The following is a 23,632-nucleotide window of genomic DNA, read 5'->3' as shown; positions in this document are numbered from 1 at the left end:
TCAGTCCGAGTCCCGCTCGGAGCGGCGCGACCGCCGGGCGCTCCTGAGGGCCACGGCGACCGCGGCGACGCCCGCCAGGACCAGGCCGATCACCGCGTGCGGCGTGCCGGGCCCGGTCGACTCCGCGTCCGCCCGCGTGTCCGTACGTACGTCACGCGCGTCATGTACGCCGCCCATGTCACCCACGTCATGTACGTCCCCCACTCCCGCGGCCAGGGGCGCCGCGCCACCGCCGCCCGCCCGGACCGGTGCGACGGGACTCGCGTGGTGCTCGGGCCGGCCGGGCCTGGCGTGGGCGACGACATCGAGGCTGCCCGCGCCCGCGTGACCACGGCCGTCACAGCGCACATCGATCCCGTATCTGCCCTCCTTGACGGAGGATCCGACAACGGACGATCCGGTCAGCGCACCGCCGGTGCCGCCCTTCAGCTCCGCCTCGGCGGCGAAGACCCGCGACACGGCGGCGCCCGAACCACTCCCGCAGCCCTCCGCCCTGATCTCGATCTCACCGCCCGGGGCGACGGCGTACGGAGAGACCGTGACCCGTACGGAGTCAACGGAGTCGTGGGCCCGCGCGGCGGCGGCACCGGTCGCGGGCGCGGCCACCAGTACGGCGACCGCCCCCGCGACGCGGAGAGCGAGCAACCCTGAACGCATCGTGAACCTCCTGGTACACGACAGACTCACGCGCGTCGCGGGATTTCGCATCCGCAGCGCGCGGTCACTCGCTCATACGCCGTACGGACCCACTCAGACGCGGTCGATCAGATCGGCGATCGAGTCGACGATCTTCGACGGACGGAACGGATAGCGGTCCACATCGCCGGGGGTCGTCACGCCGGTCAGCACCAGGAACGTCTCCATCCCGGCCTCCAGACCGGCCAGCACATCGGTGTCCATCCGGTCACCGATCATCGCGCTGGTCTCGGAGTGCGCGCCGATGGCGTTGAGCCCGGTCCGCATCATCAGGGGGTTGGGCTTGCCCGCGAAGTAGGGGGCCTTGCCGGTGGCCTTGGTGATCAGCGCGGCGACGGCGCCGGTCGCGGGCAGCGGGCCCTCGGTCGAGGGGCCGGTCTCGTCGGGGTTGGTGCAGATGAACCGCGCTCCGCCGTTGATCAGCCGGATCGCCCGGGTCAGCGCTTCGAAGCTGTACGTACGGGTCTCGCCGAGCACCACATAGTCCGGCTCGTGGTCGGTGAGGATATAGCCGATGTCGTGCAGGGCCGTCGTCATCCCCGCCTCGCCGATGACATACGCCGTACCGCCGGGCCGCTGGTCCTCCAGGAACTTGGCGGTGGCGAGCGCCGAGGTCCAGATGTTGTCCACGGGTACATCGAGGCCCATCCGGGCCAGCCGGGCCTGGAGATCGCGCGGGGTGTAGATGGAGTTGTTGGTGAGGACGAGGAACGGCCTGCCCGACTCCCGCAGTCGCTTGATGAATTCGGCGGCGCCGGGGATCGGGACCCCCTCATGGATGAGGACACCGTCCATGTCGGTGAGCCAGGACTCGATCGGCTTGCGCTCTGCCACTGGACTGTTCTCCGCTCTGCGGTGGCCAATAATGCACGGTCCGACACGCCCAGCCTAACCAGGGCGTGCGAGGGACAGCACAGGGTCCCGGCACGGAATCCCGTCCACCGCGCGAGCAACACGAGCAAGCCGGGCCCGGCCGGTCAGGGGCGCCCGGTCCGCAGCCGCCGTACACCGACGACCAGCACGACTCCGGCGGTGAGCAGGGCGACGGCGGCGGCGATACGGCCGACGAGGTCACCGCCCAGGTCGCCACCGGTTCCGGTGCCGGCGAGTTCGGGGTCGGGGTCGGGGCCGGGGGGTTCGTAGGGGCCGGGGGTGGCGGCGGGCGGGGGGTAGGGGGGCGGGGACGTGGGGGGCACTCCCACGCCGGAGTCCGGGGCCGAGTCCGATTCCGGGGCCTGGGTCGGGTGCGCGTTCGGGTCCCGGGGCCGGGTGGGGTCCGCGCCCGTCACCTTGTCCTTGTCCCCCTTGTCCCCCTTGTTCTCCCTGCTCTCCCTGTTCTCCTTCTCCTTGTTCTCCTTGTCTTTGTTCGCCCGGCCCCCGCTCACGGCGAAGTCGTAGGCGTTGGACTCCCCCACCCAGTCACCGTCACCACCCCGGCGCTGCACGGTCGCGGCGCTCATCACGACCCTGTTCGGGCGCGTGTCCGGCGCGAAGGCGAGCCGCGCGCTGACGGTCACGGTCCGGCCCCTGGGGACGACGAAGCCCGGGAACCCGTCGTCGAGGACGCCGACGATCTCGTCCTCGTCGGTCTTCTCCAGCGACAGCGTGCGCCACCGGTCTCCGTCGCCGGACGTCGCGGGCCTGATCTGGAGCGTGACCTGGGAGACGGCGAGTGTCCGGTCCCGGTCGGCGAGGACGATCACGGGATGGATGTGCCGGCAGTCCGCGTCCGTGGTGTTGGTCAGATCGAGATACCAGGCTCCGGGGCCGCCGCCCGGCCGGAAACCGGCGGGCCCGCCATGGATACGCGCCTCGATCGGGAAGTCACGATCGGAGACATCGCCACAACTCGGCTCACGCGCATCGGCCGAGGCCGCCTGGACAGCCGTCACCACAGCCGTCACCTGCGCCGCCCGCGCTTCCGCCGTGAGCGCGGGCAGCAGAGGCACGGCTGTCGGCGCGATCGCGGTGGCGGCGGTGACGCCGAAGGCGAGGGCGCGGCGGAGCGGAACGGCTCGGGCGAGGCGGTTGGATCGCATGGATCGCAAGGAAGTCGAGAGTCGCATGGGTCGCACGGCCTTTGCTGATCGCGTGACGGTCGGGGCAGCCGCCTGGCCGGCCGGTCGGCCACGAGGCCCGCATCCCTGACGCTGTCATGTGCCGGAGGCCCGGCCCGAGCGCTGTACCCCCAAATGACTGACTCATCGGACAAACAGACTCGATCGGCCCAGCTCCGCACTCAACCCGACTCCGCACTCAACCCAGCTCCGCACCGCGGCGATGCCGGAACACCGGCGCCAGGACCAGTTGCGCGGCGCCCTCCGCGACCGGGTGTGCTCCTCCCTCGGCCGCCGCTACGGGGATGCCCGCGCCCCGGGCGCGTTCGGCGACGACGGCGGCCACTCCCCGTACGAAACGCTCCTCATGCGCGGCGATCGTCCGGCCGCCGAGCAGCACGCGGTCGATATCGAGCAATCCCACCAGGTTCGCCGCCCCGGCGCCGAGCACCCGTGCGGCCTCCGCCAGATCGCCGCGCGCGACCGCCGCCAGACAGAGCGCCTCGATACAGCCGCGGTTTCCGCACTCGCACAGGGGCCCGTCGAGCTGGATGACCTGGTGGCCGAACTCGCCCGCGCCGGTGCGCGCGCCCCGGTGGAGCGTGCCGCCGAGGACGAGCCCGGCCCCCAGGCCCGTACCGAGATGGAGATACACGAACGAGTCGCCCGGCCCGCGCAGCGCGAGTCCGAGGGCGGCGGCGTTGGTGTCCTTGTCGAGGACGACGGGGAGTTGGAGACGGGCGGCGAGGGCGTCGCGCAGCGGGAAACCGTCCCACTGCGGAAAGCCGGTGACGCGCCGGGGTACGCCGGTGGCGTGGTCGAGCGGCCCTGGCATCGCGACCCCGACACCGAGCAGTTTCCCGACGCCACGTCCCGCATGTTGTACGGAATCCACGCGCTCGCACCCGACGCCCCCGGCGCGCCCCTCCTCGACCGGCGCCGCCTCGACCCGGCCCGCCTCGACCCGCCCCGCCTCCGCCCGTACCGCGTCCACCTGTACCGCCGCCGTCTCGATCACCCGCTCCGCCCCCGCCCCGAGGTCGAGCGGCACCCGCCGTACGGCCACCGGCGTACCGGCCAGGTCGACCAGGACCGCCGTCAGTTCGTCGCGGTCGAGGTGCAGGCCCACGGCGTGCGCGGCCGAGGGGACGAGTCGCAGTACGGTCCGGGGCTTGCCGCCCGTGGAGGCGCGGCGCCCGGCCTCCGCCGCCATGCCCTCCGTGCGCAGCCTGGCCGTGATCTTGCTGACCGCCTGGGGGGTGAGGCCGGTGCGCTCGGCGAGTTCCAGCCGGCTGATCCCGCCCTCGCCCGCCGTACGCAGCAGGTCGAGCACCAGCGCCGCGTTGTGTCCGCGCAGCACCGGGAGATTGGCTCCCGCGTTCCCTCTGTTCACATCCGTCACGTCTGCCATTGTCTCTCCTGCTTGCACTTTGGAAACACCGTTGCTTAAGTGGACGCATGACTGGTACCGGCACCCCTCTGCGCGTCGGACTCGTGGGCTACGGCCTCGCGGGCTCCGTCTTCCACGCCCCGCTGATCGCCGCCACCGACGGGCTCGCCCTCGATACGGTCGTCACCTCCAGCCCGGAGCGCAGGGAGCAGGCGCGCGCCGAGTTCCCCGGCGTACGGTTCGCGGCCTCGCCGGACGAGCTGTGGCAGCGGGCGGACAGCCTCGACCTCATCGTCATCGCCTCCCCCAACAAGACCCATGTCCCGATCGCGACGGCCGCGCTCAAGGCCGGTCTGCCGGTCGTCGTGGACAAGCCGGTCGCGGGCAGCGCGGCCGAGGCGCGCGAACTGGCCACGCTCGCCGAGGAGCGCGGGCTGCTGCTCTCCGTCTTCCAGAACCGCCGCTGGGACAACGACTTCCTCACGCTCAGCCGTCTCGTCGCGGCCGGCGAGCTGGGTGACGTACAGCGCTTCGAGTCCCGTTTCGAGCGGTGGCGCCCGCAGCTCAAGGGCGGCTGGCGCGAGTCGGGCGCGGCGGAGGAGATCGGAGGTCTGCTGTACGACCTGGGGAGTCATGTCGTCGACCAGGCGCTGGTGCTGTTCGGCCCGGCGGTACGGGTGTACGCGGAGACGGACGTACGCCGTCCCGGCGCCGAGGCCGACGACGACACCTTCATCGCGCTCACGCACGCGAACGGCGTGCGCTCCCACCTCTACGCCAGCGCCACCACCGCCCAACTGGGTCCGCGCTTCCGTGTACTGGGCTCGGCGGCCGGTTATGTGAAGCACGGACTCGACCCCCAGGAGGCGGATCTGCGCGCGGGCAGACGGCCGGGCAGGGGCCCCGCCTGGGGCGTGGAGCCCGAGTCGCTGTGGGGCCGGATCGGGGCCGGGGAGTCGCCGCTGACGGGCGGCGGCCATCCCGTGGAGACCGAGCCGGGCGACTATCCGGCGTACTACGCGGGGATCGCCACCGCGCTGCGCGAGGGCACCGCCCCGCCGGTGACGGCGCACGAGGCGGCGGCGGCGCTCGACGTACTGGAAGCGGCGCGGCGCTCGGCCCGCGAAGGCACCGCGGTCACGCTGGAGTTCCGGTCATGACCACTGACGCTTCCGCCGGACCCACCGCGCCCGCCACCTCCACCGCCTCCACCACTCCCACCATGGCCGAACTCGAAGCGCAGGAAGCCCGGCTGATCCTGCGTCACTTCACCTACGACGACGCGTGGGCGCTGGGCGGTCTGCTGGTCGAGCTGGCGCGGGAGCAGAACGCGCCGGTGGCGATCGACATCCGCCGGGGCGCGCAGCAGCTGTTCCACTGCGCCCTGCCAGGATCGACGGCGGACAACGACGCGTGGATCGACCGCAAGCGCCGGGTCGTGGAGCGGTACGGCGCCAGCTCGCTCCTCGTGGGCACGCGCTTCCGCGCCAAGGGCACCACCTTCGAGGACTCCTCCCGCCTCGACCCGGACCTGTACGCGGCGCACGGCGGCTCGTTCCCGATCGCGGTGGAGGGCGCGGGCGTCATCGGTACGGTGACGGTCTCGGGCCTGCCGCAGGTGGAGGACCACGCCATGGTGGTGCGGGCGCTGGAGCGGCTGCGCGGCTGAGGAGCCAGGGGCGGGTACGGAACGGGCGGACCGTTCCGTACCCCGGCGGCCTTGTGACCCTGGCGGCCTCCTGAGCCGGGCCGACTCGCGGCACTGGCGGCCTCCGGAGCCCGGCCGCCCCGTGACCTGGCCACCTCCCGCCCCCGGCCGCCCGCCCCCGGCCGCCCGCGCCTCGCGTCACGCGTCACGTGTCACGCGTCCTTGAACTCCTGGCGCTGCCGCCCCAGTCCCTCGATCTCCAGCTCCACCACATCACCCGCGCGCAGATACGGCTTGGGCTCCGGCTTGCCCAGCGCCACCCCGGCCGGCGTCCCGGTGTTGATGACATCGCCCGGGTACAGCGTCATGAACTGGCTGACGTACCGCACGACTTCGCCCACCCCGAAGATCTGCTCGGCGGTCGTCCCGTCCTGCTTCAGCTCACCGTTGACGCGGAGCCTGAGCGCCAGGGCCTGCGGGTCGGGCACCTCGTCCGCGGTCACCAGCCAGGGCCCCAGCGGGTTGAACGTCTCGCAGTTCTTGCCCTTGTCCCAGGTGCCGCCGCGCTCGATCTGGAACTCGCGCTCGGAGACATCGTGCGAGACGGCGTACCCGGCGACATGCGCCAGCCCGTCCGCCGCGGAGTCCAGATAGCGCGCGGTACGGCCGATGACGACCGCGAGTTCGACCTCCCAGTCGGTCTTGACGCTCCCCCGGGGCACGAGGACGGTGTCGTCGGGGCCCACCACGGTGTCCGGCGCCTTGAAGAAGATGATCGGCTCGGCCGGAATCTCGGCTCCGGTCTCCGCCGCGTGGTCGTGGTAGTTCAGCCCGATGCACACGATCTTGCCGATCCGGGCGAGCGGTGGTCCGATACGCGGCCCGGCTCCGTCGAGTACGGGCAGTTCGCCGGACGCGGCGGCCGACCGGATCCGGTCGAGTGCGGCGTCATCGGCGAGCAGCGCGCCGTCGATGTCCGTGACCAGCCCGGACAGATCCCTGAGGGTCGTCCCGTCCTGGTCGAGCAGCGCGGGGCGCTCGGCCCCGGCCGTACCGACACGCAGCAGCTTCATGTCTGTCTCCTCTGCTCGAACATGACCCGGCCGATGGGTGCGGTCACCGGAGGGGATCGGCTGATCCTCCAAGACATCCGATCACTCTGCAAGACCCTGTTCAGACCCTGGACCGCCATGGCAGGTGGCAGTGGCCTCAGATGACGGTCGCCAGTGCGCGCGACGGATACATGTCCCGGTAGAGGAAGTAGCGTTCGGCCGCCGTCCACGTCGTACTCGTCACCACGTACAGCGCGGCGGCGAGCGGCACCACGGCGACGGTGAAGAGCGTCGCGAAGGAGAGCAGCGGCATCATCTTCGTCATCGCGCCCATGCCCGGCATCTGCTGCCCGTCGGGCCCCGCCGGCATCGCGGGAGCGTGCGCCATCTGGATCTTCGTCCGGCGGAAGTTGAAGGTGGCGACCCCGGCGACGATCGCGAAGAGGCCCAGATACACCAGCCCCGCGCCGCCCAGCACCCCGCCGTGCGCGAGCGCGTCCGTCCAGCGGTCACCGAGCGGCGCGGCGAAGAGGGAGTGGCCGAGCAGTTCGTTCCGCTCGCCGCCGATCGTCCGGTTGGAGAAGAGGTGGTACATCAGGAAGAACGCGGGCATCTGGAGCAGGCTCGGCAGACAGCCGGAGAGCGGCGAGACCTTCTCCTTGGCGTGCAGTTCCATGAGCGCCTTCTGCATGCGCTCGGGGTTCTTGCCGTGCTTCTTGCGCAGCTCGGCGATCTGCGGGGCGAGTTTGGTACGTGCCTTCTGGCCGCGGGCCGCCGCGCGGGAGAGGGGATGGATCGCCAGCCGTACGCAGGCCGTGAAGAGGATGATCGCCGCGGCGGCGGCGCCCGCGCTGAAGAGGGGCTGGAGAAGATTGGCGAGTTGTCCGACCAGATTGGCGAAAACGGACATGGTGAGCCCTCCGTGGGTCTCGTCGTGCCGGATGAGATCAGCTCGGCATGACGACCCGCGCGGGGGTGGGGAGAGGGTGCGTGCGTACGGCGGGCGCTTGTCGCGCCCGTGCCCGTGACTCCGCTCCGCGTATCCCTTCCCTGCTCTGCGTACCCCTGCTACGCGGCCGTCGGGAGAAGACGGCCGGGTGCTCGGGGCCGGGTGCGGCCCGAGGCGTCGGGGTCCCGTTGGGGCAGGAAGGCGGTACGTTGCTCGCGGTCGCGGATGGCCGTACGTACCCGGTGGCGCGGGTGAGCGGGTACGGAACGCGCGCTGATCAGGGCGCAGACGACGAGGGCGGAGCCCGCGGCGGCGGTGGCGGTGGCGGCGAGCGCGACGGCGGCGGAGAGGCCGCCGGCGTCGAGGAGCAGGACTTCGGCGACGAGGAAGAGCAGCAGCCCGGCGGGGCGCAGCAGCCGCAGCGCGCTGCGGTCCATGGGCCTGCCCCTCTCGTTCCGGGTGTCGGAGTGCTGTCGGAGTGCTTGTCGGAGCGTTGCTACGACGCATTCCTACGACAAACGCCGCTTCAGCCGTTATACACGATCGGTCTCCAGTGGCTGAAGCGGTCGACGGGCCCGGAGCAGGACCCGGCGTACCGGATCCCCCGGGTCCGGTACTTCACCGTACGTGCCCAGTTCCATACCGTGAGTGGCCGGACTCGACGGAATCGCCGTAGCCCGCTCACCACCACAAGTCCCGTGGTCACCGCGAAGGCAATGAAATAGCCCCAGTTGAGGCTTATCACCCCGTACGAGATGGTCGAGACGACCACGCCCATGCCGGTGATCTGGAGCTGGATGTACGGCAGGAGGAAGACGGTCGCGAGCACCGCCGTCAGGGCGCCCAGCCAGGGGCGTCCAAAGCGGTGGGCGAGTATGTCCGTGATCCCCACAAGATCATGGCGGCGTGCATAGCCCCACAACATGGGGCCGACGACATAGCCGACGGCGCAACCGCAGGACATATAGGCGACCACATAGAGGACGGGTGCGCCGTAGTTGTAGCCCCAACCCGCGGCGCCCAGATAGCTGAAACTCGTATAGCTCTCGCCGGCCATCAGGACCCAGATGAAGACGGCGCCGAGACTGCGTCCCCCCACGGACCACTCGGCGATCCCGCCGCCCGTACGCCGCCGGACGGCGAGCAGCCCGAGGCCGACCGTCCCGACCATGAAGACGGCGAAGATCGTGGTGGCGACGGCGGCGTTCACTCCGCTCCCTCCCGGCGCCGCAGCCGCTGATCCCCGCGCCAGGCCAGCGCGACGGCGACGGGCGTCAGCACCGTCGCGCCGAGCAGCCACAGGGACAGGAACGGCAGCCCGAGGACCACGGGCCGCACCCGGTTCACCCAGGGCAGCGCCACCAGGAACAGCACGAAGGGAACCAGCAGCCAGAGCAGATGAGGACGGTGTCGGAGCACGTCAGGACCTTGGACGAGGCACGACCGACCGCCGCCCTCCGCTCCCGCCCCGCACGGCAGTACGGTGTCCGTCATGCGCCCCGACATGCCTGCCGACCACACCACGGAAGCCGAGCGCCTGCTGCGCACCGCTGCCCAGTACCCCGAGGATCACGAGCCCCTGCTCCTCCGTGCCGCGGCCCATCTGGAACTGGCCGGCGACCGCGGTCGCGCGAGCGGCCTCTACGACACCCTCCTCGCGGCCTCCCCCGACCACCCCCACCTGGTGAAGGCGCTCCAGGCCGCCAACCTCTGGGAGTACGGCCACGAGGCGGAGGCCCGCGCGATCATCGAGGGCCTGCGCGCCGCGGCCCCGCTGGACCCGGGCCCCTGGGAGATCGCCGCCGAGACCCTGGAGTCCCACGACGAGCTGGAAGCGGCCCACGACACCTTCACGACCGCGCTCAACACGCTCCTCACCCCCGGCGAAGAGGTCCCGTACCCGGTCCACAACCTGCTGATCGGCCGCCACCGCGTCCGCCGCCTGCTGGCCCTGGACCACGACGACTGGGACGGCCTCGCGGACCGCGTCAACCCCGCCTCGGTCACCCTCGACGAACTCCACGACCCCAAACGCCTCTGGTCCCTGGGCTCCGACAACCCCGCGGAACTCCAGGCCGAGATCACCCGCCTCCGCGCCGAACTCGGCTCGTACCGCACGGCCCTGTCCCGCCCGTTCCCGGTGGCGATGCTGCACTGGCCGGCCGCGGAACTGGCCGAACTCCTCGCCGCGTACCCGACGCTGGCCGGCGAGTACCCCTCCCACGAGACCCACCTGTCCCACCTCGAATCCTCCCTCCGCGACCTCGCCGCCACCGGCACCCCCAACCTGGGCATCGTCACGGCCACGGTCCCGTCGTACGAGGCGTTCGCGGCCTCGGAACAGTCTTCCCCCGCCAACACGGACCTGCTCCCCCAATACGCCACCACCCTCGCAGCCCGAGGCCGAGCCACCCCCTGGCCCCCAGCCCGCAACGCCCCTTGCTGGTGCGGCTCGACAAAGCCCTACAGGGACTGCCACGGGGCAGGCTAGGGACGGGACGCTTATCTGCCGAGCAAGGATTTTCGACCTATTCGTCCAAGTTGGAAACCCTATGCACTACCGTTGCAATACGACCCCATTCAATTTGCCGTCCCTGCCCAGCCTCCTCCCTCACACACGGAAATCATGACCGCAGCCATCCCCTCCTCCCCGGGCGTTTCCGCGCGCATGAGTCGTCAGCCCAGCCGGGATACGGCGCCCGAATTGGCAGTACGTAAGCTGCTCTACGCCTCCGGACATCGCTACCGGTTGAACGTCAGGGTGCCCGACATGCCGCGGCGGACCATCGACGTCGCGTTCACCCGACCGAAGATCGCCGTGTTCATCGACGGATGCTTCTGGCACGGGTGCCCCCAACATGGGACTCACCCGAAGTCAAATGTCAACTGGTGGCGAGAGAAGCTCAGTCGCAACATGGCACGAGACCGAGAGACGACAGAGCATCTCACCGACGCAGGATGGATCGTCCTGCGCTTCTGGGAGCACGAGGCACCTGCTGAAGTCGCAACCAAGATTGCAACCGCCGTCGCCGCCCGGAGGGTTAAGTGACGCGAGCGTTCTGCCGCTGACCGACGCCGACAAGAAAGTTGCCGGTCGAAGCGATTGTCAGACCCTTCGCCTAGTGTCTCCTACTGTCGTCTACGCGGGGAGGCATGGTCATCGTGGCTGGGGAGACTCTGACGTCAGTGGAGATCTGTGCAGGGGCCGGGGGGCAGGCAATAGGTGTCGAACAGGCAGGTTTCGAACATCTCGCCCTCGTCGAGCACAACAGTGAGGCCTGCCGGACGCTTCGTCTGAACCGCCCCTCATGGAAAGTGATCCAGGAGGATGTTAGAGAATTCTTTCCCGATCAGACCTTGGAAAGGGTCGACCTGCTGGCAGGAGGTATCCCTTGCACTCCGTATTCCGTGGCGGGGAGGCAGCTTGGAGCCGATGATGAACGAGATCTCCTCCCCGAGGCAATCAGGTTGACAGCAGCCATGCGCCCAAGAGCTGTGATGTTGGAGAACGTCTCTGCTCTGGCGAGAAGCGCCAAGTTCGCATACACGCGCCAAACCCTCGTAGACCGTTTCGAAGAATTGGGCTACGTCGTACAGATGGAAATCTTGGATGCCCAGCACTTTGGAGTCGCCCAGCGACGTAAGCGCGCCATCGTAATAGCCCTACACGAAAAAGACTTCAGGAACTTCCAATGGCCGCTCAGAGTGTGGGAGCTACCTCCGACAGTGGGCGAAGTACTTGAGGAATCCATGGCATCGAACGGTTGGCTTGGGGCCTCGGAATGGGCACTCCTCGCGGACGGAGTAGCACCGACACTCGTCGGGGGTTCAACAAAGCATGGGGGCGGAGACCTTGGCCCCGACCGAGCCAAGCAAGCTTGGGCCAAACTGGCAGTAAATGGCGACTCCTTGGCCCATGAAGTCCCTGGCCCCACCTTCGCCTTGCGTCACGGTGTTGGACGAGGAGGATGGAAAGGCTACCCTCGGCTCACAGCCCCCCAAGCCGCCATACTCCAAGGTTTTCCGCCCGATTGGAAGTTTTCGGGCGGCAAGACCGCGAGATACAAGCAGATCGGGAACGCCTTCCCGCCGCCTGTGGCCCGCGCCGTCGCTGCTTCGATCGCCACCGCTCTCCGTAGTTCATCGAGTACGGCAGCATGACGGCCTCGTCGCCCACCGAGCCATCAGCCGTACCAGCACCCGTCCCGGGTAAACCGTGCAACCAACTGCCCGCGCATGTCTGTAGTCTGTCCGCCATGACCGCCCGCACCACTGCCAAGTTCAACGTCGTCGATCTCTTCGCTGGCTGCGGCGGCTTCACTCAAGGCTTCCACAGGTACAAGCCCGGCCCTGAGGGCTCGCCCTTCCGCTCCATCGCCGCAGTCGAGTTCGACCGAGCAGCAGCCTCCACGTACGCTGCAAATTTTGGCGAGAATACGAGCAATGAATGCGAAGTATTTCCCGGGGATATTAAAGAATGGGATCCAAGTCCCTACAAGGGGCGCGTGGACGTAATCCTCGGAGGACCCCCCTGCCAAGGGTTCTCCGGTCTCGGAAAAGAAAATCCACTGGACCCTCGAAATAAACTGTGGCGCGAATACGTGAAAGTGGTAGCAGCCCTTGAGCCGAAGATTTTCGTAATTGAGAATGTAGATCGATTCTTCAATTCGCCAGAATATAGGGCACTTCAAGGATCCAACAAACAAGGATTGCTGCGGAAATATACACTCACCGAGAAAACCATCCTGAACGCCGCAGACTTCGGAGTACCTCAGGCAAGAAGGCGGGCGATTGTAATCGCTACACACAATGATCTGCCGCCTTTGGGTAATCCATCCCCGACTCACGAGAGGAAGGATCCGAAGAAAAACCCCGAGCTCTTCGATACATCCAGCCTTCTCCCCTGGCAGAGCGTTGAGAATATTTTCACAGAGAGCGCTACCGAGCCGCTAACGACTTCACTTCCGGAGCGTGAGGTGAAACTCCTTGGAGAGGTGGTCCCAGGCACGTACCGAACAAGCGAACTTCACATTGGACGAAACCCCACCGCCCTCTCCCTAGCCAGATATCAAGCCATCGGGGCCGGCGGAAACAGGAACGATCTCCGCGAGAAAACAGCGATGATTGACGGAAAGGAAGTCCCTTTGTCCACAGTGAGCTGGAATCGCCACACCAGCGGTTCTGGCGATGTCATGGGACGCCTGCGCCTTAATTCACCGTCAGTAACCATCCGAACCGAGTTTTTCAAACCGGAGAAGGGACGCTACCTCCATCCAACAGCCAACCGTCCCATTACTCACTACGAGGCGGCAATGATCCAGGGATTTCCTGACGATTTTCACTGGTGCGGCACCAAGGTGCAGATCGCCCGCCAGATTGGCAACGCAGTTCCGATCGGACTTTCCGAGGCTCTCGCAAAGCACATATATCAGCATCTACTTTCCCACGCATAGAAAATCTGCCTGCCGCCCCGACTTTTCTGGGCGACAGGCAGATCCTTTCCAGCCTACTGCGTGTTTGATCTACTGCCGAACAGGCCACCACCCTGGGTAAGGATACGCTGTTCGACATTCACGAGCCCCAGCAGAGCTGCGGTTAGAGCCTGCGACGTCAGCAGCAGACCGACATCGTCCCTACCAATGACGACGGCCTCTCCCGTTTCTGTTCTCGCTACCAGCGTGCCATTGAGGCTTTGGGCATGAACCACGTGCGCGACAGCTTCCTCACCATAAACGCGTTGCACCAAATGCCGCACATTTTCGTTGGTGGCTTTGGGCCATACATTCTCAGCCCAATAATTGAACTCCTGCTGAAACACAGGGTGTGTTGAGTTCAGGTGTACAACTCCCCTGTGTTCAACTCCGTCCACATCCTTGGTCTCATTCTGGGCATATCGGGCTAGGAACTTCGCCTCTTTGGAATCGAACGGCTCCCATTGAAAGGCAGGATATCCACCCCTCATGAGTGCAGTGCTTCCCGTTGCACTACCAGCGCGTGCAGGCAAGAGGATGCGCTTGGACGTCGAATCAACCTTGCCCCCGCCTGCCGATCCTCCGCCGCTCCCCGCCTTCTCTCTAGAGCGTGCCCCTGACACAGCCGCGCCAGCCGGAACTCCAAGGATCTTCCCTGCTGTGGAACTCATCACCCGGGAGGCCTTGAAGCGGGAATTGAGCCGATCGAGGATTCGCGACAGGTTCTTCCCCATTGAGCCATCCGACCGAGAACCGCTCTGGGCTCGCGCCGACTCCAGGGCATGTTTCAGCGGCTCGGGGAATTTTTCGAAGAAAGTATCGCCCCACTCGTCCCACGGCAACTCTGCACCCCCCTTTGCCATGAGGATGTGCCGCGACGCCTGAGTAAGCACACCCCACTCAGTCGGGCGGCTGTCACTGAATACCGGCGGTCGAAGGATCACCCAAGTGCGGTCCTTGATCTCGTCAGTGATCCCAAACTGCCTGTACCGGCTCTTACTGTGGTCGGCGTGATACGCCTCGCCCTGGTAGTCCACGACGACGATGGGATGCTGCTCGATGTAGTCGCTGGTGCCGCCTACCGGACGGTTGGGCTCGGCAACATAGAACCACTCGGCAATCGTGCCGTGTTCGTCGACGACTACTTCGCCAGACAATGGTGTGGGCGGAATATAGTGTCGCATCCCGTAGACGCGCCGAGGACGCCATACCATGGAGCTGCCATTCGGCAACTGCACGGTCTTATCCTTATTCTCGCGCCGATCGCTGGCGTTGGCCCCCTTGCGGTAGAGGTCAACGACCGTGGTCTCCACGCGCTTTCCCTGGCGCTCGGGAACATCCATCAAACGCCCGTTCAGATAACGAACGAGACCGTCCACACTCTCGCTGCGCGCTGGGTCAGGGTCCCCCGTCCACGTATCGCTGCGTTCCGATGCGCCCAACAGGACCATGATGGTGCCAGTTGTCATCCAATCGGGCTTGACGCGCCCCCAGTGACAGCCATGGTCTTCGTCCTCGTAGGGCGGCACCACGTCTTGGCGACCGAGGTACGACCCGTCCTCCTCGTCGTAGACATCCCACTCGCGAAATGTGTAGCTGTCACCTTCGCGACGAATCCACACCATATAGCCGTCGGGCTCGGCGTCGGTGTAGCTGATCACTACGACGCCATATGGATTCCATGGCAGCACAGAGGACTTGAAGCCCTGGCCGAAGTTTCCGTCTACTCCGATCGGCTTTCCTCCTCCTCCAAAGGAGGAGAGAAAGACCAACAGGTCGTCCGGGGCCATGCCCGACCCGTTGTCCATGATCGTGCGGCGCAGCACGCCGGTGCTCGCTGCCGCTTGCTCTTCGATTCCGAAGTGGATGGTCGAAGCGCCGCTCTCTTCCGAGTTTCGCCACGCTTCGCGGGCCCATTGGTAGCGACCACCGACCTCGTACGCCTGACGGATCAGGTTTCCCACAGCCTCCGGGGGCACGTGGACACGCCTAGCCATGAGTGACTCTCCTTCTTCTCCCTAGAGCCAAGCCCTAGAAAACGTGCAAGAGCGCCTTGCCCTTGCTGAGTTCACTCTAGGCGCAGGCTCCCTCCCCTCACACCGAGTTTCCGCACATCCATCCTTCCCAACTTTTCCCCTGGGCCTGAGTCAGACCTGCGCGTTCCCCTCCGTCTCGTAGCGCGCCTGGGCGCGGTCCAGGGCCTCGTCCGGGTCGCGGCCGTGGGCGCGGAGCCAGTGGAGGAGGTCGGCGATCATGCCGATCGCCGCCTCCTCCGCAACTGCCACGCTCAGGCGTTCGTGCCGCTGCGACATGAGGGTGTCCGGGGATCCATAGAGCGCCAGGAGGGCTTCTGCCTTTGCGACTTGAGGCCCTTCTACATGGTCGGAGCCCGAGCGGAGGCCCGTGGTCAGCTCGCACCAGGTGACCTTGGAGTCTCCACGCAGGATGACGCCCCAGCGGTCCGTGACGGCACTCACGAGTGCCATGCCCCTGCCCGACTCCTCCTCAGTCGTCACGGAGACGAGCGTGGGAAGCGCGCGGGTGTCCGGGTCGCTCACTTCGAGCCGGAGGTGTTGGCCGTTCATGGTTACGGCCAGCGTGGTGGGCGTCCCCGGGCCGACGTGCGTGATGACGTTGGTGACCAACTCAGTCACACACAGCTGTGCGGTGTCGACCAGCCCTGGCAGACCCCACAGGTTCAGATGCGCTCGCATGACGCGCCGTAGCCCAGCCAACTCCTCGGCTTCCGCCAGGAAGGGCAGATCCCATCCCTTCCTGGCGATACCAAATCGACACGCGCTCACATCAACCACCCCTGCCACATCGCTCGTTGGCCACCATGCGCGGCCGTACGTGTTTTTTAGAGTGGCACTTGGAACTCTCAAAATGGAACTCTCAAGAGAGTTCTCTGGGAGCACGACTGTTGCCGCGCGCCCCCGGCGCACGCTGTGTTGCCTGCGGTACGCGGCACCGTGCACGCTCTGGGAAATCAGACAAGAAGGGCCACATGCATGGCAGTCGGACCGACGACACGGAGGCGCCAACTCGGCGCCGATCTCCGCCGTCTACGGGAGAGGAAGGGCCTCACTCTTGAGGAGGCAGGAGCCCTGGTCAACATTTCCAAGGCGACCTTGAGCAGGTACGAGACCAAGGAAGGGACGGTCAAATGGCCTGCGGTCGACGCGCTCTGTCGCGAGTACGGCGCCTCAGAGCAAGAGCGGCTGGCACTGGTTGAGTTGGCGAAGGGGGCCAAGATCCGCGGGTGGTGGCGCTCGCTGGCTGATCCGATCCCCGAGTCCATGAACCTCATGTTGACGCTTGAGGACGAGGTCGTTCGTGAGGATCACTACGCCTGCATGTACGTCCCGGGCCTGCTGCAGACCCGTGCGTACGCGGAAGCGGTGCACCGCGCCTCAGAGATGCGCTGTTCCGAGCAGGAGATCGCCCACATGGTCGAGATCCGCATGAAGCGGCAGGAGTTGCTGACTCGGGACGAACCTCCGCACATCTTGGCCGTGATCGACGAGGCGGTGATCCGACGGACGGTCGGTGGGCGCGATGTCATGCGTGAGCAGTTGCGTCACCTGCTCACGCAAGCACGTGAGCCTCACATCACCTTCCAGATACTGCCGTTCGAGGCGGGCGCCCATGCCGCCGCGGTTGGCAGCTTCGTCATTCTCGGTGGAGCGACGCCCGAGCTTGACGTCGTGTACGTGGACATCATCGGCGGGGGCCTGTTCATGGAGAAGCCACAGGAACTCGCGCGCTATAAATTGGCGTTCGAATACCTGTGCGCGCAGGCGTTGGACGTCGAGGCGTCCGTCGCGCTCCTGGATCGGATCTGCGAGGAGTTGTAATGGATCGCGAATACCTCTGCTGGATCAAGTCGTCGTACAGCGGTGGGAGCGGCACCGAGTGCGTCGAGGTCGCCGGACTGGCCGATGGTTCGGTCATACGTGACTCGAAGGACCCTGATGGGGCCAGGCTCATTTTCCGAGGTGCGGCTTGGGGACGGTTCGTTCTGGGGGTGCGGGAGGGGCAGTTGGGGGGCTAGAGGTACGGGCGGATGATGATGTTCGGGCAGGTGGGGCGGGATTTGGCCAGGTGGAGTTTGGTGCGGATCGCCGCTACCAGTTCTTGGGGGTGGTCGCGGATCAGGGCTGGGGCCGCGCTGGTGACGTCGATGCCGTGGGACTCCAGGAGCAGGCGGCGGCGGAGGGTGGTGCGGTATTCGGTGACGCCCAGGTGGTATTCCTCCGAGTCGACCTCCAGGGCCACCCCCGCGAACGGCCAGTAGGCGTCCGGTCTGGCCAGGAAGGTGCCCGTCGGGGTGAAGAGGGCCGGGTTCCACAGGGCGTCCGGGAGGCCGGCGGCGCGGAGGGTGGTGCGGGCCTGGACTTCGGCGATGGAGCGGATGCCGACGCGGAGCTCGTCCAGGGCCGTGCGCACCGCCGGGTTGCGGAGGGCGTGGGAGGCGTGGAGTTCGGCGCGGAGGTCTTCCGGGTGGCAGCTGCACCGCTGGACCGTCGTCGCGAGGATCGCGCGGATCCGGTCCGGCGAGGGCTGGGGCCTGTCTTCAAAGTAGCGCCGTCCGCCCGAAGGGCGGGCCCGGCGGCGTCCGGTGCGTGCGATCGCAAGGCGGAGGGTCTCCCCAGTACTGGACGTACTGGGGTGATCCCGACAACGCAGCGAGCGTGCGTGCCGGGCGTCGCCGGGCAGGCGGGACTTTGAAGACAGGCCCCAGTAGGCCGCGAAGTCGGAGGCCGCGCGAACCGGGCGTACGCAGGGGATGCCGTCGACCAGCAGGGTCGGTGGCCAGCGGCTGGTGCGGCGCAGGTGTACGTACGATCTGTCGCGCAGGCCGCGGCGCGGGGCGACCAGTACGTCGGCGCGGTCCGTGCCCGCGTCCCGTACCCCGTACAGCGCGAGCGCCGCCTCGCCGGTCAGGACGGCTTTCGTGCCCGAGAGGGGGGTCGTCTCCGTGTCCGCGTAGAGGACGGCGGCGAGCAGCCGTTGGCGCGGGTCAGGGGCGCCGGTCTGTATCAGGACGACGCCGGGCAGCGGGCGCTGCCAGGGGCCGGACGGTGCGCAGCGGGCGTTGGTGGTGCTGGCGGCCAGGCCGGTGGCGCGCAGCTGGCGGGTGGTCGGCAGAGAGCGCTGTGTACGGGACAGCTGGGCAATGGCCGCGTCGGCGGCGGTGGTTCGGGGCATGAGGGTTCCGTGCCCATGCCGGGCCCGAAGTGGACACACCTCGGCGGACTGTGACGATCTCTTGTGTCCTCCGTAGCGTTCACGGCATATGGTCAGGTTTTTACAGCATGTGCGTCCCGGCGTGGGTGTGTCGCAAAAACTCCCCTATCGCCTCGTGCAGCGCCTCCGGCCGGTCCAAGTGGACATCGTGGGCCGGGCGCAGACCGTCCGGGTGTTCCGCCAGGCCGGTCGAGCGCGAGGTGTTCGGCCACCGTCACCACGTCCCGTACGTGCGCCGCGCGCGAGACGTCCGCCGGGCGGCGTTCGCTCGCGCCGTGGCCGCGCGCGTCGTACGCGACCACACGGTGCGCGGGGCGGAGCAGCCGTACGAGCGGGTCCCATTCGGCGGCGTGGCCCGCCAGGCCGTGGAGGAGGAGTACGGGCCGCCCCGCACCGGCTCCTTCGTCACCGCCGTGGTCGAAACACGTCAGCCGTACGCCGTCGCCGCCACGCACCGTTCTCGTCAGCTGCCCCATAGCGCCGACGGTCCCATGGACCGCTCCCCGGGGCACCACCATTTCTCGTTAGGCTCGACGCGTCGATCACATCAACAGCACACAAGGGCGGCGCAGGTGACAGCGACTGCAACAGCGACAGCCTCCGCGACCACGACCGCGCGGATTCCGGCGGCGGCCGTGGCGGCAGGCGGGCTCGTCGGCGGTTACGGGATCGCCCGGTGGACCAAGAAGCGCCCGCTCGGCGGGGTCGCGCTCGCCGCCGCCGGCACCGTGGCCGCGCGGCAGTGGCACCGTACCGGCGGGACCAAGGCAGCGGTCGGGCTGAGCGCCGCGTACGTCGCCGCCTTCGCCGGATCCCATCCCCTCGCCAAGAAGATCGGCGCCTGGCCCGCCGTCCTCACCGTCGCGGGCGGCGTCGCCGTCGCGTCCTGGGCCGTCGGCCGCCGCGCCGGTGGATGACCCGGCCGCCGGCTGAACGGCCCCACCCGTGCCCGGCGCTTCGTCACGCGCCCAGCAGGTGGGACACCGTATAGATCAGCAGCCCCGCCAGCGCACCCACCACCGTGCCGTTGATCCGGATGAACTGGAGGTCGCGGCCGATATGCGCCTCGATCTTCCTGGAGGTGTCGGCGGCGTCCCAGCTCGCGACCGTGTCCGAGATCAGGGAGGTGATCTCGCCACGGTACGTGGAGACGACATACGCCGCCGCGTCCTCGATCCACCCGTCCAGCTTCCCCTGGAGCCGGGTGTCCGTCGCCAGCCGCGAGCCCAGGGAGAGCAGCGAGGCCCGCGCCCGCAGGCGCAGCTCGCTCCGGTCGTCCTCCGCGGCCGACATGACCATGGCGCGTACGGAGGCCCAGGCCGAGGCGATGATGTCCTGCACCTCGGGGCGCGCCAGCAGCTCCGACTTCAGCCGCTCGACCCGGGCGCGGGTGTCCGTGTCCGACTGGAGGTCCGCCGCGAAGTCCCGCAGGAAGCGGTCGATGGCGCCGCGCGCCGGGTGGGCCGGCATGTCGCGCATCTCGGTGATGAAGCGCAGCAGTTCCTTGTAGACGCGGTCACCGATCCTGCGGTCCACGAAGCGCGGCGTCCAGCCCGGCGCCCCGCCCTGGACCGCGTCCATGACCGAGTCCCCGTGCTCCACCAGCCAGTCGTGCGCGCGGGCGCAGATCAGATCGACCGCACGGTGGTGGGCGCCGTCGGCGACGACCGAGTCCAGGGTCTTGCCGAGGCCGGGCGCGATCTCCACCGCGTCCGCGCGCCGGGTGATCGCCTCGCCGACGACCGCCTGGACGTCCGAATCCCGCAGGACGGTCAGCGCGCCGCGCAGCGCCGTGGACAGTTCGGCGGTGACCCGGTCCGCGTGGTCCGGTTCCGCGAGCCAGGTGCCGAGCCGGCGGCCGATACCCAGAGCCCTCAGCCGGTTGCGTACGACCTCGGCCGAGAGGAAGTTCTCCCCGACGAACGCGCCGAGCGAGGTGCCCAGCTGGTCCTTCTTGTTCGGGATGATCGCGGTGTGCGGGATGGGCAGACCGAGGGGGTGCCGGAACAGCGCCGTCACCGCGAACCAGTCGGCCAGCGCGCCCACCATGCCCGCCTCGGCCGCCGCGGCGACGTAGCCGGTCCAGCCGCCCAGGCCGGAGTTCTTCCCCCAGGTGGCGAGCACATAGACCAGGGCCACCAGCAGCAGCAGACCGGTGGCGGTGGTCTTCATCCGGCGGACGCCGCGCAGCTTCTCCTCGTCGGCGGCCGTATAGGCGAAGGCGGGGAGCGCCGAACGCTTTCCGGTCCCGGACGGACGGGGCGCGCCGGGCACGCCCGACCTGCCGGACGGACCGGGCCCACCGGTCCCACCGGTCCCACCGGCCCCACCGGCCCCACCAGCACTACCGGCCCCACCAGCGCCACCGGACCCACCGGGCCCGCCTGCTCCGCCCGCCCCGCCCGCCTCGACGGGGAGCCCCCCGCCACCGCCGGGGAGGCCCCGGTTTCCGCCGGGGAGGCCCCCGCCACCGCCGCCCTCTACCGCTCTCTCCGGATCTGTACGTTCCATCCGCTCCACCCGATCCACCCGTCCGCGTAAACCCGTCCGCCCAGGCCCGTCCACCTGAGCCCGTCCGCGCAAGCGCCAACCTCAACGCACTCTGCTCAACGCTCCATGCTCCCGTTCTCGTGCCCGGCACACCGCCCCGCCCCTCCGGCCACGCACCACCGCGCCTCAGGCCAGCCCCTCAGGCCACGCCCCTCCGGCCCGCGCCGGCCCGCCCCTCCGGCCCGCCCCTCCGGCCCGCCCCTCCGGCCCGCCCCTCCGGCATTGTCCCTGCCTGAGGTACTCCCTGAGGTACTCCCGGGGCGCACGTCGAGTTCCCGCGCGATGTCGGATGATGTGTTCTGTACGGAGTGATGAGGGAGACACGGGGGACTCGGGGGCTATGACCAGACATCGCGGATTTGCCCTGCTCGGGGCACTCGTCGCGGTGGTGGCGCTGGTGTGCGGCGTCATCATCGCCGGGTACGGACTACTGGACAGCGGCTCGCGCGCGAACGCGGGCGGCAGCGGTGACGACGGTTCCGCCGACACCCGTACGCGCGGACGCACCCCCGTGGGGACGGCCGCGCCCGCCGTCGCCGACAACTGGACCGGCACCTGGGCCGCCGCCCCGGTGGGCGCCGAGCCCGGGGCGCCGGTCGGTTATCCCGGGCGTTCCATCCGTAACGTCGTGCACACCAGCATCGGCGGCACCAGCGTCCGGATCACCCTCTCCAACCTCTACAGCCCCGTCCCGCTGCTGATAGGCGGCGCCTCGATCGCGGTCGGCGAGGGCGGGGGCAGCCCCGAGGCGGTCGCCGGGACCATGCGGCGGCTGTCCTTCGGCCACCGGGCGTCCGTGACCATACCGCCGGGCGGACAGATCGTCAGCGACCCCGTGGCGCTGCGGGTGCCGTACGGCGGCGATCTGCTGGTCACGCTGCACACCCCGCGCGCCGGCGGACCCGTGACGTACCACCGGCACGCGCTCCAGACCTCGTATCTCGCCGACGGCGACCGTACGCGGGACCTCGACGCCGCCGCGTACACGCCGTCGCGCAGGGTCTGGCGCTATCTCACCGCCGTCGATGTCCTCAACCGCGAGGCGCGGGGCGCGGTCGTCGCCTTCGGTGACTCGATCACCGACGGGGTCGGCTCCGGCTACGAGGCGAACCGCCGCTGGCCCGACGTGCTCGCCGCGCGCCTGCGCGACCGGCACATCGGCGTGCTCAACGAGGGCATCGGCGGAAACCGCGTCCTGAGTGACGCGTCATCGCAGCGCAACGGCGCGAGCGGGCTCGACCGCTTCCAGCGTGACGTGCTCGACCGGGCCGGTGCCAAGGTCGTCGTCATCGACCTCGGCATCAACGACATCCTGCGGGGCCGCGAGACCGACCCCGCCAGGATCACCGCCGGGCTGCGCGAACTCGCCCAGCGGGCGAAGGCACGCGGGCTGCGCGTGATCGGCTCGACGCTGACCCCGTTCGGCGCGCACCGCGGCTACAACGCCACCACCGAGTCCGTACGCGACCGGGTCAACGAGGAGATCCGCTCGGGCCGGGTCTTCGACGAGGTCGTGGACTTCGACAAGGCGGTACGAGATCCGTACGCGCCCGACCGGATCAGGCCGGTGTACGACTCGGGCGACGGGCTGCACCCGAGCGATGCCGGGTACCGGGTGATGGGTCGTTACCTGAGCCTCCGGCTGCTGGAGGACGTGGCACAGGACCGGGCGCAGGACCGGGCACCGGCCCGGCTGTGAGCGTACGGCCCCGATGGTGACGGGCCTGACGGTGACAGGCCCGACGGTGACGGGCCCGACGGTGACGGCGCCGATGGTGACGGGCCCGACGGTGACGGGCCCGAGTCCAGTCAGCCCGTTCAGTCAGTCCAGTTCCTTGCGTTCCGCCTTCTTCTCCAGCTTCTGGCGCTTGCGCTCCTCCTTGAGCCGGCGCTTCTCCGACTCCCGCACCTTGCGCTCCACACCGACCCCGCCCATCAGCGCGAAGCCCGTGACGATCACTCGCGGCGACCCCGGGCTCGCCACGCCCTCGCCCGCCTCGCCGAAGCCGCCCATCAGCCCGAAGCCCCTGACCTCGACGTCCATGTCCGGCGGTACGGTGACATGCACCCCGCCCATGATCGTGAAGCAGCGGATCACCACATCGCGGTCCTCGAACCGCGCCTCGCGCAGATCGATCTCGCCGCCCGCCTGGAGGACGACGGCCGTGAACTTACGGCCCACCGTCCACGTACCCCTGCGGCCGAAGCCGCCCCAGAACGCGAAGGCGCCCTTCGAGGTGGCGGGCTCCCGGCCGATCCGGCTCTGCCAGTTGCTCACCTCGCCCGCGCCGGCCGAGCCGCTCACCTCGCGCCCGGCGGAGGACGTGTCGGCCGCCAGCGCCACATCCGTCGTGGTCCCCGGCGCGGGGAGGTCCCGTACCAGTGGCGCCAACTCGCCATGGGTGCGCGCCTTGAAGGCCGCCTCCAGGCGCTCGTCGAACTCCTCCATATCGAGCCGGCCCTCGGCCATGGCCTCGCGCAGCCGCTCCGCGACCCGCTCCCGCTCGGCGTCGGAGGCGCGCGTATCGGGGCGCGGGAAGGGCGGCGGATCAGGCCGGTCACTCGTCAT

At 68.7% G+C, this 23,632-nt stretch carries 24 protein-coding genes and 1 pseudogene; 10 read left to right on the top strand and 15 right to left on the bottom strand.

The features are described 5' to 3' along the window. The 4 genes from ACFRKB_RS23805 to ACFRKB_RS23790 all read right to left on the bottom strand — a co-directional run bounded on the left by ACFRKB_RS23805 (position 1) and on the right by ACFRKB_RS23790 (position 4,164). A complete protein-coding gene (locus ACFRKB_RS23805) occupies positions 1 to 657 on the bottom strand; it encodes a hypothetical protein (RefSeq protein ID WP_383108396.1) in 657 nt (218 codons plus the stop codon). Between the two features lie 93 nt (positions 658 to 750). Further along, entirely contained in the window at positions 751 to 1,530 is a 780-nt protein-coding gene (locus tag ACFRKB_RS23800; protein WP_383108394.1) for an HAD-IIA family hydrolase, read from the bottom strand. Positions 1,531 to 1,673: 143 nt separating this feature from the next. Further along, positions 1,674 to 2,735 (bottom strand): hypothetical protein, encoded by a 1,062-nt coding sequence (locus ACFRKB_RS23795; protein ID WP_383108393.1) that lies wholly within the window; start codon positions 2,733 to 2,735, stop codon positions 1,674 to 1,676. Between the two features lie 217 nt (positions 2,736 to 2,952). Beyond that, the gene (locus ACFRKB_RS23790) at positions 2,953 to 4,164 is read right to left on the bottom strand and encodes an ROK family transcriptional regulator (RefSeq protein ID WP_383108392.1); all 1,212 of its coding nucleotides are present in this window, start codon (positions 4,162 to 4,164) and stop codon (positions 2,953 to 2,955) included. A 47-nt stretch (positions 4,165 to 4,211) separates the two neighbouring features. On the opposite strand from ACFRKB_RS23790, the gene ACFRKB_RS23785 reads away from it, so the two are divergent. Continuing rightward, positions 4,212 to 5,303, top strand: coding sequence for a Gfo/Idh/MocA family oxidoreductase (locus ACFRKB_RS23785; protein ID WP_383108391.1), 1,092 nt, complete (start codon positions 4,212 to 4,214; stop codon positions 5,301 to 5,303). Further along, entirely contained in the window at positions 5,300 to 5,812 is a 513-nt protein-coding gene (locus ACFRKB_RS23780) for a heme-degrading domain-containing protein (RefSeq protein ID WP_383108389.1), read from the top strand. Before ACFRKB_RS23785 ends, ACFRKB_RS23780 begins: the two co-directional genes overlap by 4 nt. Before the next feature lie 191 nt (positions 5,813 to 6,003). Here ACFRKB_RS23780 and ACFRKB_RS23775 read toward each other — a convergent pair whose 3' ends face one another. The 5 genes and pseudogenes from ACFRKB_RS23775 to ACFRKB_RS23755 all read right to left on the bottom strand — a co-directional run bounded on the left by ACFRKB_RS23775 (position 6,004) and on the right by ACFRKB_RS23755 (position 9,211). Further along, positions 6,004 to 6,864 carry a fumarylacetoacetate hydrolase family protein gene (locus ACFRKB_RS23775; protein ID WP_383108388.1) on the bottom strand — a complete coding sequence of 287 codons (861 nt, stop codon included), beginning with the start codon at positions 6,862 to 6,864 and terminating at the stop codon, positions 6,004 to 6,006. A 136-nt stretch (positions 6,865 to 7,000) separates the two neighbouring features. Continuing rightward, entirely contained in the window at positions 7,001 to 7,753 is a 753-nt protein-coding gene (locus ACFRKB_RS23770; RefSeq protein WP_383108387.1) for a YidC/Oxa1 family membrane protein insertase, read from the bottom strand. Positions 7,754 to 7,911: 158 nt separating this feature from the next. Next, positions 7,912 to 8,229 carry a DUF6412 domain-containing protein gene (locus tag ACFRKB_RS23765; RefSeq protein ID WP_383108386.1) on the bottom strand — a complete coding sequence of 106 codons (318 nt, stop codon included), beginning with the start codon at positions 8,227 to 8,229 and terminating at the stop codon, positions 7,912 to 7,914. A 233-nt stretch (positions 8,230 to 8,462) separates the two neighbouring features. Beyond that, positions 8,463 to 9,002, bottom strand: a pseudogene (locus tag ACFRKB_RS23760) (sodium:solute symporter family protein); the annotation flags it as partial. Further along, positions 8,999 to 9,211 carry a DUF3311 domain-containing protein gene (locus tag ACFRKB_RS23755; RefSeq protein ID WP_365972501.1) on the bottom strand — a complete coding sequence of 71 codons (213 nt, stop codon included), beginning with the start codon at positions 9,209 to 9,211 and terminating at the stop codon, positions 8,999 to 9,001. The gene ACFRKB_RS23755 and the pseudogene ACFRKB_RS23760, both read right to left, overlap by 4 nt. Positions 9,212 to 9,284: 73 nt before the next feature. Between ACFRKB_RS23755 and ACFRKB_RS23750 the strand changes: the two genes are divergently transcribed. The 4 genes from ACFRKB_RS23750 to ACFRKB_RS23735 all read left to right on the top strand — a co-directional run bounded on the left by ACFRKB_RS23750 (position 9,285) and on the right by ACFRKB_RS23735 (position 13,245). Beyond that, positions 9,285 to 10,283, top strand: coding sequence for an SEC-C metal-binding domain-containing protein (locus tag ACFRKB_RS23750; protein WP_383108384.1), 999 nt, complete (start codon positions 9,285 to 9,287; stop codon positions 10,281 to 10,283). A 135-nt stretch (positions 10,284 to 10,418) separates the two neighbouring features. Then, positions 10,419 to 10,841: a very short patch repair endonuclease gene (locus ACFRKB_RS23745; RefSeq protein WP_383108383.1), complete on the top strand. Its 423-nt coding sequence runs from the start codon at positions 10,419 to 10,421 to the stop codon at positions 10,839 to 10,841. A 104-nt stretch (positions 10,842 to 10,945) separates the two neighbouring features. Beyond that, positions 10,946 to 11,953 carry a DNA cytosine methyltransferase gene (locus ACFRKB_RS23740; RefSeq protein WP_383108382.1) on the top strand — a complete coding sequence of 336 codons (1,008 nt, stop codon included), beginning with the start codon at positions 10,946 to 10,948 and terminating at the stop codon, positions 11,951 to 11,953. Between the two features lie 95 nt (positions 11,954 to 12,048). Further along, positions 12,049 to 13,245 (top strand): DNA cytosine methyltransferase, encoded by a 1,197-nt coding sequence (locus tag ACFRKB_RS23735; protein WP_383108380.1) that lies wholly within the window; start codon positions 12,049 to 12,051, stop codon positions 13,243 to 13,245. A gap of 53 nt (positions 13,246 to 13,298) precedes the next feature. Here the strand turns inward: ACFRKB_RS23735 and ACFRKB_RS23730 are convergent, their stop codons facing one another. Further along, positions 13,299 to 15,227, bottom strand: a complete 1,929-nt coding sequence (locus tag ACFRKB_RS23730; RefSeq protein WP_383108379.1) for an ATP-binding protein — start codon at positions 15,225 to 15,227, stop codon at positions 13,299 to 13,301. Positions 15,228 to 15,410: 183 nt separating this feature from the next. Next, entirely contained in the window at positions 15,411 to 16,046 is a 636-nt protein-coding gene (locus ACFRKB_RS23725) for an ATP-binding protein (RefSeq protein ID WP_383108521.1), read from the bottom strand. A gap of 228 nt (positions 16,047 to 16,274) precedes the next feature. On the opposite strand from ACFRKB_RS23725, the gene ACFRKB_RS23720 reads away from it, so the two are divergent. Together ACFRKB_RS23720 and ACFRKB_RS23715 are read left to right on the top strand one after the other, a co-directional pair. Next, entirely contained in the window at positions 16,275 to 17,120 is an 846-nt protein-coding gene (locus ACFRKB_RS23720) for a helix-turn-helix domain-containing protein (RefSeq protein ID WP_383108378.1), read from the top strand. Next, a complete protein-coding gene (locus ACFRKB_RS23715) occupies positions 17,120 to 17,317 on the top strand; it encodes a DUF397 domain-containing protein (RefSeq protein WP_383108377.1) in 198 nt (65 codons plus the stop codon). Before ACFRKB_RS23720 ends, ACFRKB_RS23715 begins: the two co-directional genes overlap by 1 nt. Here the strand turns inward: ACFRKB_RS23715 and ACFRKB_RS23710 are convergent. Then, positions 17,314 to 18,474 (bottom strand): hypothetical protein, encoded by a 1,161-nt coding sequence (locus tag ACFRKB_RS23710; protein ID WP_383108375.1) that lies wholly within the window; start codon positions 18,472 to 18,474, stop codon positions 17,314 to 17,316. The genes ACFRKB_RS23715 and ACFRKB_RS23710 overlap by 4 nt on opposite strands. A 92-nt stretch (positions 18,475 to 18,566) precedes the next feature. Then, a complete protein-coding gene (locus ACFRKB_RS23705) occupies positions 18,567 to 18,989 on the bottom strand; it encodes an alpha/beta fold hydrolase (RefSeq protein ID WP_383108374.1) in 423 nt (140 codons plus the stop codon). A gap of 96 nt (positions 18,990 to 19,085) precedes the next feature. On the opposite strand from ACFRKB_RS23705, the gene ACFRKB_RS23700 reads away from it, so the two are divergent. Beyond that, positions 19,086 to 19,430, top strand: a complete 345-nt coding sequence (locus tag ACFRKB_RS23700) for a hypothetical protein (protein ID WP_383108373.1) — start codon at positions 19,086 to 19,088, stop codon at positions 19,428 to 19,430. Positions 19,431 to 19,473: 43 nt separating this feature from the next. On the opposite strand, the gene ACFRKB_RS23695 is transcribed toward ACFRKB_RS23700, so the two are convergent. Then, complete coding sequence (locus ACFRKB_RS23695; RefSeq protein ID WP_383108372.1) at positions 19,474 to 21,024, bottom strand: DUF445 domain-containing protein; 1,551 nt, start codon at positions 21,022 to 21,024, stop codon at positions 19,474 to 19,476. Positions 21,025 to 21,403: 379 nt separating this feature from the next. Here ACFRKB_RS23695 and ACFRKB_RS23690 point away from each other — a divergent pair, with 379 nt between their 5' ends. Beyond that, the gene (locus tag ACFRKB_RS23690) at positions 21,404 to 22,762 is read left to right on the top strand and encodes an SGNH/GDSL hydrolase family protein (protein WP_383108370.1); all 1,359 of its coding nucleotides are present in this window, start codon (positions 21,404 to 21,406) and stop codon (positions 22,760 to 22,762) included. 123 nt (positions 22,763 to 22,885) lie between these two features. Here the strand turns inward: ACFRKB_RS23690 and ACFRKB_RS23685 are convergent, their stop codons facing one another. Then, the gene (locus ACFRKB_RS23685; protein ID WP_383108369.1) at positions 22,886 to 23,632 is read right to left on the bottom strand and encodes a DUF1707 domain-containing protein; all 747 of its coding nucleotides are present in this window, start codon (positions 23,630 to 23,632) and stop codon (positions 22,886 to 22,888) included.

This window comes from Streptomyces scopuliridis, from assembly GCF_042790125.1.
In the GTDB taxonomy this organism is placed as follows: domain Bacteria; phylum Actinomycetota; class Actinomycetes; order Streptomycetales; family Streptomycetaceae; genus Streptomyces; species Streptomyces scopuliridis_A.
The sequence above is the reverse complement of the archived record's forward strand: the minus strand, read 5'-3'. Positions and strand labels throughout refer to the sequence as shown.

What these genes read in the sequence shown, in the direction of transcription:
- ACFRKB_RS23805 (WP_383108396.1), bottom strand. Translation starts at nt 657, where the DNA reads ATGCGTTCAGGGTTGCTCGCTCTCCGCGTCGCGGGGGCGGTCGCCGTA.
- ACFRKB_RS23795 (WP_383108393.1), bottom strand. Translation starts at nt 2,735, where the DNA reads ATGCGATCCAACCGCCTCGCCCGAGCCGTTCCGCTCCGCCGCGCCCTC.
- ACFRKB_RS23790 (WP_383108392.1), bottom strand. Translation starts at nt 4,164, where the DNA reads ATGGCAGACGTGACGGATGTGAACAGAGGGAACGCGGGAGCCAATCTC.
- ACFRKB_RS23785 (WP_383108391.1), top strand. Translation starts at nt 4,212, where the DNA reads ATGACTGGTACCGGCACCCCTCTGCGCGTCGGACTCGTGGGCTACGGC.
- ACFRKB_RS23780 (WP_383108389.1), top strand. Translation starts at nt 5,300, where the DNA reads ATGACCACTGACGCTTCCGCCGGACCCACCGCGCCCGCCACCTCCACC.
- ACFRKB_RS23775 (WP_383108388.1), bottom strand. Translation starts at nt 6,864, where the DNA reads ATGAAGCTGCTGCGTGTCGGTACGGCCGGGGCCGAGCGCCCCGCGCTG.
- ACFRKB_RS23770 (WP_383108387.1), bottom strand. Translation starts at nt 7,753, where the DNA reads ATGTCCGTTTTCGCCAATCTGGTCGGACAACTCGCCAATCTTCTCCAG.
- ACFRKB_RS23765 (WP_383108386.1), bottom strand. Translation starts at nt 8,229, where the DNA reads ATGGACCGCAGCGCGCTGCGGCTGCTGCGCCCCGCCGGGCTGCTGCTC.
- ACFRKB_RS23750 (WP_383108384.1), top strand. Translation starts at nt 9,285, where the DNA reads ATGCGCCCCGACATGCCTGCCGACCACACCACGGAAGCCGAGCGCCTG.
- ACFRKB_RS23745 (WP_383108383.1), top strand. Translation starts at nt 10,419, where the DNA reads ATGACCGCAGCCATCCCCTCCTCCCCGGGCGTTTCCGCGCGCATGAGT.
- ACFRKB_RS23740 (WP_383108382.1), top strand. Translation starts at nt 10,946, where the DNA reads ATGGTCATCGTGGCTGGGGAGACTCTGACGTCAGTGGAGATCTGTGCA.
- ACFRKB_RS23735 (WP_383108380.1), top strand. Translation starts at nt 12,049, where the DNA reads ATGACCGCCCGCACCACTGCCAAGTTCAACGTCGTCGATCTCTTCGCT.
- ACFRKB_RS23720 (WP_383108378.1), top strand. Translation starts at nt 16,275, where the DNA reads ATGGCAGTCGGACCGACGACACGGAGGCGCCAACTCGGCGCCGATCTC.
- ACFRKB_RS23715 (WP_383108377.1), top strand. Translation starts at nt 17,120, where the DNA reads ATGGATCGCGAATACCTCTGCTGGATCAAGTCGTCGTACAGCGGTGGG.
- ACFRKB_RS23710 (WP_383108375.1), bottom strand. Translation starts at nt 18,474, where the DNA reads ATGCCCCGAACCACCGCCGCCGACGCGGCCATTGCCCAGCTGTCCCGT.
- ACFRKB_RS23705 (WP_383108374.1), bottom strand. Translation starts at nt 18,989, where the DNA reads ATGGGGCAGCTGACGAGAACGGTGCGTGGCGGCGACGGCGTACGGCTG.
- ACFRKB_RS23695 (WP_383108372.1), bottom strand. Translation starts at nt 21,024, where the DNA reads ATGGAACGTACAGATCCGGAGAGAGCGGTAGAGGGCGGCGGTGGCGGG.
- ACFRKB_RS23690 (WP_383108370.1), top strand. Translation starts at nt 21,404, where the DNA reads ATGACCAGACATCGCGGATTTGCCCTGCTCGGGGCACTCGTCGCGGTG.
- ACFRKB_RS23685 (WP_383108369.1), bottom strand. Translation starts at nt 23,632, where the DNA reads ATGACGAGTGACCGGCCTGATCCGCCGCCCTTCCCGCGCCCCGATACG.